At 46.1% G+C, this 15,488-nt stretch carries 12 protein-coding genes and 1 tRNA gene; 8 read left to right on the plus strand and 5 right to left on the minus strand.

Features of this window, described 5'->3' with window-relative positions:
* Positions 1–5: 5 nt before the first annotated feature.
* The 6 genes from LZZ85_RS21815 to LZZ85_RS21840 all read left to right on the plus strand — a co-directional run bounded on the left by LZZ85_RS21815 (position 6) and on the right by LZZ85_RS21840 (position 11,121).
* On the plus strand, positions 6–1,646 hold the full coding sequence (locus LZZ85_RS21815) for a RagB/SusD family nutrient uptake outer membrane protein (protein ID WP_237875487.1): 1,641 nt from the start codon (positions 6–8) through the stop codon (positions 1,644–1,646).
* A 167-nt stretch (positions 1,647–1,813) separates the two neighbouring features.
* Positions 1,814–3,754 carry a heparinase II/III domain-containing protein gene (locus LZZ85_RS21820; RefSeq protein WP_237875488.1) on the plus strand — a complete coding sequence of 647 codons (1,941 nt, stop codon included), beginning with the start codon at positions 1,814–1,816 and terminating at the stop codon, positions 3,752–3,754.
* An 18-nt stretch (positions 3,755–3,772) separates the two neighbouring features.
* Positions 3,773–5,026 carry a glycoside hydrolase family 88 protein gene (locus tag LZZ85_RS21825; RefSeq protein WP_237875489.1) on the plus strand — a complete coding sequence of 418 codons (1,254 nt, stop codon included), beginning with the start codon at positions 3,773–3,775 and terminating at the stop codon, positions 5,024–5,026.
* Between the two features lie 148 nt (positions 5,027–5,174).
* Positions 5,175–7,568, plus strand: a complete 2,394-nt coding sequence (locus tag LZZ85_RS21830; protein WP_237875490.1) for a penicillin acylase family protein — start codon at positions 5,175–5,177, stop codon at positions 7,566–7,568.
* 169 nt (positions 7,569–7,737) lie between these two features.
* Positions 7,738–10,857: a beta-galactosidase, LacZ type gene (lacZ, locus tag LZZ85_RS21835; protein ID WP_237875491.1), complete on the plus strand. Its 3,120-nt coding sequence runs from the start codon at positions 7,738–7,740 to the stop codon at positions 10,855–10,857.
* Positions 10,858–11,039: 182 nt separating this feature from the next.
* A tRNA-Leu gene (locus LZZ85_RS21840) sits at positions 11,040–11,121 on the plus strand.
* Between the two features lie 400 nt (positions 11,122–11,521).
* Here LZZ85_RS21840 and LZZ85_RS21845 read toward each other — a convergent pair.
* From LZZ85_RS21845 to LZZ85_RS21860, 5 genes are all read right to left on the minus strand, one after another.
* Positions 11,522–11,737 carry a hypothetical protein gene (locus LZZ85_RS21845; RefSeq protein ID WP_237875492.1) on the minus strand — a complete coding sequence of 72 codons (216 nt, stop codon included), beginning with the start codon at positions 11,735–11,737 and terminating at the stop codon, positions 11,522–11,524.
* A 17-nt stretch (positions 11,738–11,754) separates the two neighbouring features.
* On the minus strand, positions 11,755–12,021 hold the full coding sequence (locus LZZ85_RS21850; RefSeq protein ID WP_237875493.1) for a hypothetical protein: 267 nt from the start codon (positions 12,019–12,021) through the stop codon (positions 11,755–11,757).
* Between the two features lie 429 nt (positions 12,022–12,450).
* The gene (locus LZZ85_RS21855) at positions 12,451–13,047 is read right to left on the minus strand and encodes a hypothetical protein (RefSeq protein WP_237875494.1); all 597 of its coding nucleotides are present in this window, start codon (positions 13,045–13,047) and stop codon (positions 12,451–12,453) included.
* 2 nt (positions 13,048–13,049) lie between these two features.
* Positions 13,050–13,298 carry an RNA polymerase sigma factor gene (locus tag LZZ85_RS28865; RefSeq protein WP_432422777.1) on the minus strand — a complete coding sequence of 83 codons (249 nt, stop codon included), beginning with the start codon at positions 13,296–13,298 and terminating at the stop codon, positions 13,050–13,052.
* Positions 13,288–13,539, minus strand: coding sequence for a sigma-70 family RNA polymerase sigma factor (locus LZZ85_RS21860; RefSeq protein WP_237875495.1), 252 nt, complete (start codon positions 13,537–13,539; stop codon positions 13,288–13,290). Before LZZ85_RS21860 ends, LZZ85_RS28865 begins: the two co-directional genes overlap by 11 nt.
* A gap of 791 nt (positions 13,540–14,330) precedes the next feature.
* Here LZZ85_RS21860 and LZZ85_RS21865 point away from each other — a divergent pair.
* Both LZZ85_RS21865 and LZZ85_RS21870 read left to right on the plus strand, forming a co-directional pair.
* Positions 14,331–14,564, plus strand: a complete 234-nt coding sequence (locus LZZ85_RS21865; RefSeq protein ID WP_237875496.1) for a hypothetical protein — start codon at positions 14,331–14,333, stop codon at positions 14,562–14,564.
* A gap of 82 nt (positions 14,565–14,646) precedes the next feature.
* Complete coding sequence (locus tag LZZ85_RS21870; RefSeq protein ID WP_237875497.1) at positions 14,647–15,444, plus strand: hypothetical protein; 798 nt, start codon at positions 14,647–14,649, stop codon at positions 15,442–15,444.
* Positions 15,445–15,488: the final 44 nt, after the last annotated feature.

The raw sequence follows: 15,488 nt of genomic DNA on the forward strand, positions 1-15,488 counted from the left end.
TTACAATGAACAAACGTCTTATAAATAAATTATTGATCGGGGGTGTCGTGATCGCTGGTCTTGCTGGTTGCAGCAAGAAGCTGGATCTTCTTCCCGAGTCGACCATAACCGATGCCGGTTTCTGGAAAACGTCCAATGATCTCGTACTGGCATGTAATGAACTTTACCAGGCACTGCCGGTGATCTCCAATAACGTAAATGCGATCTGGGCAGACGATGGCTATGGTTCCGCTCCGAATCCGATCAGCGACGGTACACGTACCGTCCCTGTTACTGATAACGCATTCTCGATTCCATACAGCCTGATCAGGAAAGCAAATACGATCCTCGAAAAATCTGTTCAGGTTACAGATGATCCTGCTCGCGTGCGCCGCTATCGTGCAGAAGCCTATTTCTTCCGCGCATTTGCTTACAGCGAACTTGTGAAGAGATACGGAGATGTGCCATTGTTATTGCGTACGTTCGACGTATTCGATACACTGGCTACACCACACAGAACAAACCGGGAGATCGTGCTGGACACTATGTACCGCGATCTTGATTCCGCTGCGGCCGGCCTGCCACTCGCTTCAGCATTACCGGCTGCAGAGTATGGCCGTATTACAAGGAATGCTGCGTGGGCAATGAAATCAAGAATGGGTTTGATGGAAGGAACGCGTAACAAGTATCATAACCTTGGCAATGCAGCCAAACATCTTACACATTCAATGACTGCCACCCAGTCACTGATCGACCTGAATTATCACAGTGTCTTCCGTTACACTGCCGTTCCTGACAGTTCTTATTTTTACCTGTTCCAGTACGCAGGCAACGGTGCGGCTAACAGGGAAAATATCCTGGCAAGAATATATGGTGTGAATGCGACGAACAGCATTTCTGAACATAACTATACTCGTCAGTTCCTTGACGTGGGTGTGGTGACCGCCACCCGTGCAATGATGGATGCCTATCTCTATCGCGATGGTCTGCCACTTGGTAAATCACCACTGCAGGCAAACCAGGATAGCTCAATGGCGGAGTTCACTAACCGTGATCCGCGTATCGCGATGACCGTATTCAATAAACGTGTTTGGGGCTTCACTGCTATGTGGGTGCCAACATTCAATACGGCGCCAACCGGTTACAAGATCCGCAAGTATGCGACATCGCAGGACTGGGCTTCACAGCAAAGTTTTAATCACCATATCATTTTCCGCTTTGGTGAAGTGCTGCTGAACTATGCTGAATTAAAGTATGAGATCAATGGTTCTATCTCTGATGAAGATCTCGATAAATCGATTAACCTGATCCGCGCGCGTGTGGGCATGCCAAAGCTGACCAATACATTTGTGACAGCCAACGGCCTCAACATGCTGGAAGAGATCAGGCGTGAAAGAAGAGTAGAGCTGGCTTTCGAAGGCGAGTTCCGCTACTGGGATCTGATCCGCTGGAAAACAGCCGAGATCGAATTGCCTAAAACTGTCAAAGGTTCTAAAGTTTTCCCTGACCACCAGTTCCCATCCACTGCTCCGAAAGATGCCAATGGTTTCGTGATTGTCCAGGACGCATCACGTAGAAGCTTCAATGTGAATCGTGATTATTGGTGGCCATTCCCGACGAATGAAACGGGGTTGAACCCGAATTTGAGTCAGAACCCGAATTGGTAGAAAGACGAATGGCGTAAGGTTCCCGCAGATAACGCAGATTGATTTTCAAGTTTAGACGCTTATCTGCGTTATCTGCGCTTGATCTGCGTTGATCTGCGGGAACCTACGATCATCAAAAATGAAGTTTGGTCAACGATGTAAAACCCCGATCCGAAAATTCCACGCACATGCGTATCCTTTTCTTGTTGTTTTCTCATATAGGTCTCTTCTTCCATGCTTTTGCACAGGCTGACCGTAACTGGTTGGCCGGTGCACATAGCAAAGAGCTGCTCGCGCGAAATCTTTCCGTGGAGAAACTCGATGAACAATTTCCCCGCTATACCGATCGTGCGAAGTGGGAATCCATCAATCCTGTTTATCGTGCACATTTAATAAAGGACGGCGAAGAGGCGTTGGGTTTTGTGTGGAAAGTGGTACCCGCCACTTCTTACCTCGAATTTGTAAAGTCAGGTAATAGGAGAGTCATGGAGGATGTGTACAATACTAACCTGACGGCGATACGCAAACTGGCATTCGCGGAACTCGCAGAAGGGAAAGGTCGGTTCATTCCACAATTGATCAACGGTGTATGGCATGTGTGTGATATTACAAGCTGGTCTATTTCCGCAAGTCTGAACCTGCAGAAAGCAGGTGCGGGTTTGCCGGATATCAATGAACCGGTGATTGAATTGGGAACCGGTATCACGGTAAATGTAATGGCGTGGACCTATCATTTATTTAAAGACGAATTTGATAAGCATAGCAAACTGATCTCTCCACGCATCAAACAGGAGATCGATAGAAGAGTGCTGCAACCATTCTATACAAGAAACGATTTCTGGTGGATGGCCCTGGACGGAAAGAAAAGACTGGTAAATAACTGGAACATCTGGTTGAACTATAACATGCTTACCACGATCCTGCTGGTGGAAGATGATCCGGCAAAACGGGCTGATGGGATCTATAAGACGATGCGTTCTGCCGATCAGTTCATTAATTACTATAAAGAAGATGGTGGTTGTGAAGAAGGTCCTGCATACTGGTCGCACGCGGGAGGGATGTTGTATAACTATTTATCATTGTTACAAACCGCTACCAAAGGCGCGGTTGATATTTTCGATAAGCCGCTGATCAGGAATATCGGGAGTTATTATTGTAAGGCGTACATCGACAGTTCCTGGTATCTGAATTATGCTGATGCCGCTGCGAAGATCAAAGGAGATGCTTCACTGGTTTATCATTATGGGAAGGCAGTGAAGGATTCTCAGTTGCAGTATTTCGGTTCGTGGCTGGCAAGGCAACAGCAATGGGACACGATGCCGCCTGTGGAGAATATGTATGGTGGTTTCAGAAACCTTTTTACAGTAAAGGAGATTGTTGACGGTAAGGCTGCTCAGCCTTTTATGGCGTATGCGTGGATGAAGGAAACCGGTATTGCAGTGGCAAGAGACCAGGAGGGATCCTCAAAAGGATTTTATTTTTCTGCATTGGCAGGGCACAATGATGAAAGTCATAATCACAATGATGTCGGCACCTGTGTGCTGTATTATGATGGAAAGCCATTCCTGATCGATATCGGCAGCGAAACCTATACAAGGCAAACATTCGGACCGGAGAGATATACAATCTGGACAATGCGGTCAACCTATCATAATGTTCCTTTTATCAATGGTGTGGAACAGAAAGATGGTGCAAAATATAAGGCGAAGAATGTTTCCTTCACTAATACAAAAACAACAGCAAGGTTTCAATTGGATATCGCTGCGGCTTATCCTGAAGCAGCACAGGTGAAGAAATGGGATCGCGTCTATGAACTGAAGAGAAATGAATCGTTCACGATCACTGACAAATATCAGCTGATGGCCAATAACGGAAACAGTGCTTTACATTTTATGACGAGTGCAGTGCCTGCGAAAACAAAAGAGGGAGTAGTAAGGCTTGTTTCCGGGATTACAGATCTCCGGATGGAGTTCGATCCGAAGCAGTTTGACCTGGAAATAGAAGAGGTGCCGGTGAAAGATAGCCGGTTACTGGAAAGCTGGCCTCCTGTAGTATATCGTATCCAACTAAAGATCCGTAATAAAAGCACTGAAGGCAATCACCGGATTGTATTCAGGAAAACAAAGTAAATAACAAAAGCAAAACTGATGATGAAAAGGTTTTTTGGGGCTGTTGCAGTCCTGTGTATTGTGTTGATGGCATTCCGGAAAAGCAACAATGAAGAGGCTTTTATACAGCAGAATCTTCAGTTTGCAGGCAGGCAGATCAACCTGATGTTGAAGGATGTGAAAGGAGACAGCGTATTCCCCCGTACGACCAATGCAGAGGGAAAGCTGGTCGCGACCAATATGTACGACTGGACACCGGGATTCTTTCCGGGCAGTCTCTGGTATTCATATGAATTCAGTAAAGATCCGGCGATGAAAGCACAGGCCATCCGCTGGACAGAGAAGCTGGAACCTTTGAAAGATTTCACTGAGCATCATGATCTGGGTTTTATGATGTATTGCAGTTTTGGTAATGCGTATCGGCTGACCGGTGATACCCGCTACAAAGATTATCTCGTGCAGGCAGCAAAGTCGTTAAGCACACGATTTGATAAACGTGTTGGTTGTATCAAATCATGGAATGCATTCAAGTCATGGCATGGTCAGCAGATGTATTATTTTCCCGTGATCATTGATAATATGATGAACCTGGAATTATTATTCTTTGCAACGAAAGTGACAGGTGACAGTTCTTACTATCGCACCGCGATCACCCATGCGGATAATACATTGAAAAATCAGTTCAGAAAAGATTATAGTTCCTATCACGTGATCTGTTATGATACTATAACAGGCAAAGTGCTGGCGAAAGAAACAGCACAGGGCTATGCAGATAATTCAACCTGGGCGCGTGGTCAGGCCTGGGCGATCTATGGATATACGATGACGTATAGGGAGACCAAGGATCCAAAGTACCTGAAAGCGGCGATGGGAATGGCTGACTGGTATTTGAAAAGCAAACAACTTCCCGCGGATATGGTACCGTTCTGGGATTTTAATATCAAACAGAATGGATACACTCCGGGAGAAAGATCATTTGCAACAAAGAGTGAGCTGAATTTCAGAGATGCTTCGGCGGCGGCGATTACAGCTTCAGGCCTGCTGGAGTTGAGTGAGTATGCGGGTAAGAAAGGGAAGGCATATAAGAATGCCGCAGTGAAAATGTTACATTCGCTGGCAAGTCCATCCTATAAAGCAGCGGAAGGGGAGAATGGGAATTTCCTGTTGAAGCATTCGGTGGGAAGTATTCCGCACCAGGTGGAGATCGATGTACCGCTGGTGTATGCAGATTATTATTTTATTGAGGCATTGCAGAGGTATGACCGGTTAGTGAAGGGAGAAAGGCTGTTTTGACTCGATTGGCGTAGGAGGAACGCGGCGAACGCAGCGGACCGCGGCGAGCGCAACGAATTAAGTCGTTTGTATTTCGCTGCGCTCGCCGCGGTCCGCTGCGTTCGCCGCGTTCCTCCTACGCCCAGTCCATCCTTAAACATATTCAAATATGATAAGACTTTTCGTTTCATTACTCTGCCTATTCATAGTTAACGCCCTTCATGCGCAATCCCCATTAAGCATCAAAGGTCTTCTTGATAAAACAGAGGTCATCCGTGATCAATGGGGCGTGAACCATATCTACGCAAAGAACACCCACGATCTCTTCTTCACTCAAGGCTACTGCGCCGCCAAAGACCGCCTCTTCCAATTCGAGATCTGGCGCCGCCAGGCAACAGGCACCGCCGCTGAGATCTTCGGCAAAAGAGAACTGAAACGCGATATCGGCGCACGCCTCTTCCGATTTCGCGGAGACATGAACAAAGAACTAAACCACTATCATCCCGAAGGAAAAAAGATCATCGAAGCATTTACAGATGGCATCAATGCCTACATAGAAGAAGCGCTTCGCACACCAGATAAACTGCCGATTGAATTCCGGTTGCTGAAGATCCTTCCCGGTAAATGGACGCCTGATTTGGTGATCTCCCGCCACCAGGGAATCCTGGGCAACGCAACTGAAGAATTGAATATTGGACGTGCAGTCGCGAAATTGGGAGATAAGAAAGTAAAAGAATTGATGTGGTTGCAAAACGGTGATCCGATTCTTCAACTGGATACCGCCGTTAATGCAGCGCAGCTATCTCAGGATATCCTGGAATTATATAATGCTTTCAGAAAGGATATCGTATTCGAAGCTGCCGATATAGCCGCTCAGGCGCGGGTACAAGATCCCGCGGCTGAAACACGCGCCATGGCGTTTCAGTACAGCCAGCCGTTTCCTGATCAACCGGAAGGCAGTAATAATTGGGTGGTCAGTGCAAAACGGTCTGCAACCGGAAATGCCCTGCTTGCAAGTGATCCGCACAGAAAGATCACCATCCCTTCCTTACGATACGTCGTCCACTTATCCGCCCCCGGATGGAATGTGATGGGAGGCGGAGAACCGCAGATCCCCGGAGTGGCTATTGGTCACAATGATTCTGGCGCATGGGGAATAACCGTGCATCAAACAGATGCGGAAGATATTTATGTGTATGATCTGAATCCGTCCGATCTTAAACAATATCGTCACAAAGGAAAATGGCAGACGATGAGCGAAGAGGAAGAGACCTTCAATGTGAAAGGCTCTTCCGCTGTTAAAACTAAACTTTATTACACCTTACATGGTCCGGTTTGTTTCATAGATTCTGTCAATGCAAAAGCATATGCGATGCGTGCGGCCTGGCTGGAGCCCGGAGCGGCGCCTTATCTTGCTTCACTAAGAATGAACCAGGCGAAAGACTGGACTGCGTTTCGTGAAGCCTGTACCTATGCGCATCTTCCTGCACTGAATATGGTTTGGGCTGATAAGAAAGGAAACATCGGCTGGCAGGTGGTAGGACTTATCCCTGAACGGGAAAACTTCAGCGGCCTGGTACCTGTGCCCGGCGACGGACGATATGAATGGGCGGGCTATCTCCCGATCAAAGAAAGACCTAACACCTATAATCCTGCGAAAGGATATTGGGCAACAGCCAATGAAAACCTGATGCCTGCAGGCTTCTCTCATCCGGATGCAGTAGGATTTACCTGGCCGGATGCATACAGAGGCAAGCGGATTGAAGAAGTGTTGTCGGCAAATGCGCAGATGGATCTGAACAAGATGCAAGATCTGCAGGTTGATTACATTTCTCATGCTGCAAAAGCAATTGTTCCTTTTCTAAAATTTATATCACCGAAAGATCCTATCGCTATTAAGGCAAAGGAGATTTTGTTGCAATGGAATTTCAGCATGGATAAAAGTTCCGTTGGTGGCGGCATCTTTAATAAGTGGGAACGTGAGTTGATGGACGAAGCAAACCGGTCGATCATTCCTTCGGAAGTGAAAGGGTTGCTTGCTGTTCAGACAACGAAGCTGGTTGAGTGGCTTCACCAACCTTCATTGATCTATTCTGCAAATGCTATTGAGAAACGAAATGAATTTCTTCAGCGCACATTTGATGCTGCGGTATCGAAGTTGCAAACCCAACTTGGTAATGATATCAGTCAGTGGCAATATGGGCAGGATAAGTATAAGCATATTCAATTCATTCATCCGCTGAGTGGATTGGTGAAATCACCGTGGAAGGAGTTGCTGAATACCGGATCTATTGCACGAGGTGGGTATGGGCATACGGTTGGGGCAACGGGTAATATGGATAACCAGGGAGCGGGAGCGAGCTTCCGTTATTTTACCAACACTGGTAATTGGGATGAAACAAAGATGATCAATTCGCCGGGGCAGTCGGGTGATCCTGAGTCTCCGTGGTATAAGAACCTGTTTGAGATGTGGGCGAATGATCAGTACTTCCCGGCGTATTTCTCACGGGATAAGATCGAAGCGCATGCGGCGGAGAGGTGGAGTGCGGAGCCGGGAAAATAGAATTCAATATGAATAGCGAGTTTGGAACGCGGCGAACGCGGCGAACCGCAGCGGACGCGGCGAATACAAACGAAATAATCCGCCGCGCCCGCTGCGGTTCGCCGCGTTCGCCGCGTTCCAAACTCGCCAGCCGAATTAAATGTTATCACAACTTAAATTTTGATATCACATGTTCAGGAAGCCATTCTCCAAATACTTGATTGTTTCTCTTCTGACAGGGTTTCTGAATAGTCCTGCATCTTCCCAACAGTTGAACGACTGGGAAAATCCTGCCTTTGTAGACCTGAACAAAGAAAAGGCACACGCCACGGCAATGCTGTTTGATACAAAGCAAAAGGTAATTGCTGACGATTATACCGCCTCTCCCTATCATCAATCCCTGAACGGCTCCTGGAAGTTTATATACGTACCGAAGCATACAGATCGCACTACCGATTTCTTCAAACAAGATCTCGATACAAGATCATGGAGTAATATCAACGTTCCTTCCAACTGGGAAGTAGAAGGATTTGGTATCCCTATCTATACCAATATCGTTTACCCGTTTCCAAAAAATCCTCCATTCATTGGCGGCGATAATCCCGTTGGCACCTACCGCAAAGAATTTGACATTCCCTCCACCTGGGATGGACGCCAGGTGTTCCTGCATTTTGGATCTATTTCCGGTTGTGCATTTGTGTATGTGAATGGTCAGAAAGTCGGCATGAGCAAAGTATCGAAATCTCCCGCTGAATTCAATATCACTTCATTCCTGAAAAAAGGAAAGAATGTGTTGGCTGTGCAGGTGTTCCGTTGGCATGATGGAAGTTACCTGGAAGACCAGGATTTCTGGCGATTGAGCGGTATCGAGCGCGATGTGTTTTTGTTTTCCACTCCATCCGTTACTCCCTGGGATTTCTTTTTAAAACCTGGTTTAGATAAGAACTATCAACACGGCGTCTTCAATGCTGAACTCGTGTTGAGGAATTTTGCAAAGCAGCATACAAGCAAAGGTTGGGCTTCCGTATCGATCGTTGATAAGTCGGGGAAAACCGTTTTTCAATCGTCCCAAAAATTCACTTCGAAAGATAGTTCGCAGACACTGCTGTTCAAAGGAACGATTAGCTCTGTTGATAAATGGACGGCTGAAACGCCTTCTTTATATGATTGCATTATTGCGGTGAAAAGTGATGCATCGGACGATACGCTGTTTACGGGAGCAAAGATCGGGTTCAGATCAGTGGAGATCAAGAATGCGCAATTGCTGGTGAACGGAGTTCCGGTTATGGTTCGCGGTGTGAACCGTCATGAGCATGATGATGTGAAAGGACATGTGCCTACCCGTGAACTAATGTTGAAAGATATTGCGCTGATGAAGCAGTTCAATATTAATGCCGTCAGAACATCGCATTATCCGAATGATCCGCTTTGGTATAAGTTATGTGATCAGTATGGATTGTTTGTGGTGGATGAAGCGAATATTGAAAGTCATGGCATGGGCGTGGAATTCCAGGGGCCGTATGATAAAACGATCCATCCTGCGTATCGACCCGAATGGGAAGCAGCGCATCTGGATCGGGAGCATCGGTTGGTGGAGACGGATAAGAATCATCCGAGTATCATCATCTGGTCACTAGGAAATGAAGCTGGTAATGGAAAGATTTTCTTTGATGCATATAAATGGATCAAACAACGTGATCCTTCAAGACCTGTACAGTTTGAGCAGGCGGGTGAAGATGCAAATACGGATATTGTAACGCCGATGTATCCAACGATGGAACAGATGAAAGCATATGCATCCGCAAAAGATAAAACACGACCATACATCATGTGTGAGTATTCACATGCGATGGGAAATGGCAATGGAAACTTCCAGGCTTACTGGGATATCATCCGCAGCAGTAAGCATATGCAGGGCGGTTTTATCTGGGATTGGGTGGACCAGGGTTTGAAAGCAAAGAACGCGAATGGGGATACGTACTGGGCCTTTGGTGGTGACCTGGGTTCGTTCTACTGGCAGCACGATGAGAATGGCGTGGCAGATGGGATCATTAGTTCGGACAGAACGCCGGATCCGGGTGCATATGAAGTAAAGAAAGGATATCAGCCGGTGTTGTTCCAGTGGAAGGACGGGAAACTGATCGTGGAGAATTCATACGATTTTACATCGCTTGATCAGTTGGATTTCCGTTGGGAACTTTTGCAGAATGGAAAGGTTATCAGAAGTGAAAACTTTTCTGTTGAGGCAAAGCCGCGCGAAATTGCGGAGATCAGTTTGTCGATCCCGCAATACAAAGCGATTGCCGGTACAGAGTTTTATCTCAATGTATATGCGTTAACAAAACAAGCCGCGCCGTTGGTGCCGCAGGGGTTTGAAGTGGCACGGGAACAGTTCCGTTATGCGGGAGACTTCTTTGCGAAAGAACAGCCACAGCAAGGACAGTTGATAGTGAAGCGCGACAATCGCAAGCTTTCGTTTCAATCAGGTGAGGTGAAGGGAGAGTTCGATGAGCAGTCAGGTGCCTTCACTCATTATTCGAAAGGTTCTATGAAGATGGAATCATTTCCTGAGCCATCCTTTTGGCGGGCACCGACCGATAATGATTTTGGAAATGATATGCCGTTGAAGCTGGGGATCTGGAGAACGGCGCATCAGAATAAAAAGTTGAGCAGTGTGGTGATCGGAGAGCAGAACGATAAAGGAGTTTTGATAACCTTAAAGTATGAACTGGCGATCGGCATTCCTTATGAGTTGCGTTACCAGATACAGCCGGATGGTTCGATTGGGGTGAATGCTTCGATGGATCTGACAGGGAAGGAATTGCCGGAGTTGCCAAGGTTTGGATTGCGCTGGCAGCTGCCAGCGATGTATGACAGCCTAAGTTATTATGGTCGCGGGCCATGGGAGAACTACAGTGACAGAAAGAGTGCCTCGTTTATTGGTTTGTACCGGGATCATGTGAAGAATCAGTTTTACCGTGGATATATCCGTCCGCAGGAGAGTGGGTATAAAACGGATGCGCGTTGGTTGATGATCACAGACAAGAAAGGCAATGGCCTGAAGATCGAAGGGCTGCAGCCGGTCTGTTTCAGTGCGATCGATCATTCGCTGGAAAGTCTTGATCCGGGGATGACGAAGAAGCAGCAGCACCCGACGGATCTGCCGCCGGAGAAGTGTACGTTCTTATCGGTGGATCTTGGTCAGCGTGGAGTGGGAGGCGATAATAGCTGGGGTGCGTTGCCGCACAATGAGTACCGCTTGCTGGGGAAAAAGTATAGTTATGGGTTTGTGATAAGTTTGGTTAATTAGTATCGCAGAGTTCGCTAAGGGGGACGCAAAGTGCGCAATGCTTATTCTTAGCGCCCTTTGCGTCCCCCTTAGCGGACTCTGCGATACTAATCCGTAACATCGAAAGCCCGAATATTTTAATTTTTTGCTGATTTATTGGTTTTTATACGTCTGATTCCCTTATTTTTGCTGCCCGTTATCAAGCCCAGATGGCGAAATTGGTAGACGCACTGTCTTCAGGTGGCAGCGCCGCGAGGTGTGCTGGTTCGAATCCAGTTCTGGGCACATCGGTTCCCTTGTAGAAGTTTGAAATTCAAATTTTTGCAAGGGATTTTTGTTTTCTGCCAGGTGTTTATCCCTCCGTTTATTTCCGCGTCTGTCCGATGTTTTTGGCGGACAATTGGCGGACAGTTTGGCGGACATTTTTAATGATAAAAACGGCATTAATGGCAATCATTTTAACGGCAGACCTGAGCCGGAAAGGTGACAAAAATTGGTACACTTTCGAATGGGGGTAAAGGGCAAGGGCAGCGGAGAGCCTCGGGAATTTTCACCTACACGAAACCAAAAGATCAAATCCAGAAACAACACAATGCTGAGGCCAAGCGGCTTCTTGATGTAAAATTGTTGGAGATCACGCTCGACCATCAATCAGTGGGTAGTTCGTTTACCCCGAGCCAGAGAATTAAGGAGAACTTCCTGACACCGAGTTGTTCGTTTGGTCTTTGGTATCGTAGGTATAAGAATACTTCAATCCGTATTCGGATACTTCCAGTTTCGCGTCTTTCATTACATACCTGGTTTTGTTCTTATCGTGGAAATAGAGGCTGCCGATATTTTTCCTGAGGATTTTATTCAACGCCGCGATCAGTTCGAGGAGGTCCGGATGAACTCTTTGCATGGCGACTTCCGGCTTCTCTATTTCATATTTTCGGGAAGGATAACCTTGGTTTTGATCGTGTCCACTTTTTCATAGACGGAATATTTTCCATCCTTATTGAATTCATCTTTGATCGCAAGTTTGCCTTGCTTTTCCAGCAGATCCATCTTGATGATCACGGATTGTTCTTCGATCCGGTCTACGTACTTGAAAGTTTCCGCTTCTATTTTCCCTTTACGGATGATGATCGGCTGCTCTTCACCGGGTGTGTATTCATAAACCAATTCTTTTGAAGGAATGAACACGAGGCGAAGGCCCGTCAGGTATTCGGAGATTTCGGTCTTCTTGTTACCCTCCAGATAATATTTCAGTTCCTATTCATGGGTGACGAGAAGCTTTCTCGTATTTGAGGCGGAATAGTTCTGCGTCAATGAAAAAAGGGTGAGCAGGGTAATGGTTAGAATGGACAGGACGGTTTTGTACATAAGGGGTGATATTAGAAGCAGGCGACAGTTCCCTTGCTACGCATCGCGGGGAGCCTGGACGTATTCAACGGAGATTTTAAAAGTTATTATCTGAAAGCTAGGAGATGCACATTTAAATTCCCATCGAAGGGCTAAAGTGTTTGTTCCGGCCGGGCGACCTAACATTTGCTTCAGGTTTAAGTTCTGGCATGCATTAAGGTCGATAGTTGTATTAAATTAGCCCGTCCAGGACAACCTGATGAATGCTGATCAATCGACCTCGATACTGCGCAGCATATTTTCTGTTTGTTTCAGCATCCTGTTGTACGATCTTAATGTCCATACCGAGAAAGCTAGGAAGAAGACAACAGCGAGGGGGAAGATCAGAGACCAGAAATAAGGGATTCGCGATATATCTTTTCCCCTGATTGAAGCGAGTACAGGCAGTATGATCAGCATTAGGAAAAAGCCCAGGGAGATATTCAGCTTTTGTAATCGTTGAAACCTCATCTTGCGGGTACTAAAATCTTTAATGGTATCCAGGTAGCTATTGGAGGATATATTTATGTTTTTAACCGCACATAATGACCGGATAGAAATAAAGGGTAAAACCAAAAGCAACGCGATCGCAATGAAGGCAAGGAATTGGATGACTTCTGTTTGGATCGTTGCGACGTTTGCCAACAGATATGCTGCGGCAAGGTAACAGATGATACTGCCGATATATTCGAATTGCCCGATCTTGTTTATTTTAGAACGGTAGTTGTTTTGTGTCATCTGATCAATTAAGTGTGTAGTTAATCTGCTTTGTCTGCCGGGTGTATTGTTCATTTCATTCCAGGCATTTTTCATTTCTTCCAGTTCCATATTTATAGTGTTTTAGTAATTTGCTGCTTGAGTTTTTCTTTGATGCGGCCGATCCTTGTTCCGACGTTGGTAGAACTGATGCCGGTAATCTCTGCAATCTCCTGGTGGGTTTTGCCTTCGAGATAAAGGAGGATGATGCCTTTATCCAGCAGGTTCAGGATCCGCAGGCTGTCGTATAGTATCCTGACGCTTTGTTCCGCAGCCTTGTCTTTTTCGTCTGGCAGATGGTAAGCGCTGGTTTCAATGGGTATCGTGTTTACCTTTTTTGAGGCTTTTCAGATTATAGATAGCGGTATTCATTGCGACCCTGTACATCCAGGTGCTTATTTTCGATTGATCATTGAACGAGCCGAATGATTTCCATAGCTGGAAGACGATTTCCTGGAAAAGGTCCTCTCTATCCTGCGGGCTATTAGTATAAAGTGATGCTACCTTGATGATCAGCCCTTCGTTTTGTGTAATTACTTTTGTAAAATGTGTTTTTTTATCCATCTGGTTCAAACTTCATATAATTAGTGTACAGTGTTGGGAAAAAATCACAAACAGGCAAAACTATTTTGTAGACGAAGAGTGGTTGCGGTTGACATGTGCGCATGATACTCTGCCGGGAATCTAAGGCCACTCAAAACGTATGAATGTAAGGTAGCTCTTGGGGAAAATTAGCAAGCAGCCCACATTCCTAACCATCATCCGGGAAATTCCGGATATTGCTAATGTTGAAGCTTTGTTTTACCGGAATTGCACTGCTGCATCGTCTTTATTATTTTAGCCTCTCAATCTGCCCCATGAAAGGCCTAATCCCTTTGTAACTTATTCCGTGCTTTATTGCACCAACTTTGCGCAAATTGACAAAGCAATCTTGGAATACGGAGAGGTGATCGTAGAAGCCTATGCGAATGAGCGCTAATGGCTTGGGGTGGATTTATTGTAGAAAAGGGAGTGCATTGTCGATGAACCAGTTCCAGAATGATTCAATAGATGTATCTGTTGGCCCAATTAATATTTGAATGATAAAAGAGTTTTCTTGAGCTAGGGTGTCGTTCAGTGATGTTGGCCTCTTCACTAGACAAGTAACAAGTGCCCATACAAATATACTAAACTACTTAGTATATTTTCGGGACGATTATCCGTTACTTCTCCGAATTACTACTCGATATGGCTTGGCCGCAGCGATTTGACTATTTGATTCAGACCGGACTCAATAACTGGGTGCGGGATAGTCAACAGCTAAGTGCTGCTCTGACGAAGCCAAATTCTTTTCTGAGATACCGGGAGGGGATATCATGGAAGTAGACCTGAATGGTTTGACACCAGTCTATCTACTCAAGCATATCGCGTCTGATCCCGCAAAGTATGCGGATGTCCTGTTCCTTTCGCTGGAAAGAGCGATGTTCCGTACACTGTCTTTTATTGGGGTCGAAGATTACCTGTTTTCGTTTCTGTTCAAATTCCAGGGAGAATTGATCAAACGACAAGTGAATTACTATTTTTTATCGAAGACAAGAGCGATGAAGTAATGAATCTGCCCTCCCCATTTCCTTTGCTTTCGAACAGGTTCCTTGCCGATTTCCGTGTAACTTACTTAGCAAACCAACTGCTATGGGTAAGCAACGGTCAATACCAGCTTTGTTTTCCAGTGTCGCGCCTTACCTGGGAGCAGGTCTACTCCTGATGGGGATGGTGCGACTCTGTATTTTTTACGGCTACTTTGGCGTCAATATCGTCCAGTTCATTGACCTGAGTGAGATCGTTACTTCGCTACTCGATATTGGCGTCTGGTTTATCATTGTGCTGCTCAGTGTACTGGTAGGTTACTTAACGCTGATCGTTTTTACGAATTCCCTCCGGAAGAAACGTGCCATCCTTCCCCGTATCCGGAGTCATGATACGGTCAAGCGGCGTTATAGTTTTTGCTTTTTGTTCGTCGGGTTTATTGTGCTCGGATTAGTGGATGGCCGTCGCTCTCTCGAGATCCTTTTTCTATGTCTCGTGCTAGTTTGTCTCGCCCTCGTCGCGGGAACATATGAAATCTGGCTGATGAGTTTGAAGAAACCTTTCACGGCCAACAGTTACCTGTTTTATGTGCTCCTTTTTGGTAGTTGTGTCGCGATCGTGGTGACCAGTGCCATGCATTCGATCGATGCGGTGCGAAACCAATATCGTTATTACGGTACGGCAATTGAACTGGATAATAACCGGCGATTTGTTTCTGATAGCACGCAATACTTTATCGGTAAGAATAGTCATTATGTGTTCCTCTACCATTCAGACACGCATGTTACGGAAGTGGTACCCATGAGTGCCGTGAAGCATTTGATACTAGCGGTAGACACGTTGACGCCGAATGTGTGTCCGGAGGTGAAGGGCGATGCAATTGCATTGCTTGAGCATAGGTGATCTTATCTTGTTTACTTTACTGAAGTTGCCGAGGGTGATTTTGG

This window comes from Terrimonas ginsenosidimutans (genome assembly GCF_022012415.1).
GTDB lineage: Bacteria > Bacteroidota > Bacteroidia > Chitinophagales > Chitinophagaceae > Terrimonas_A > Terrimonas_A ginsenosidimutans.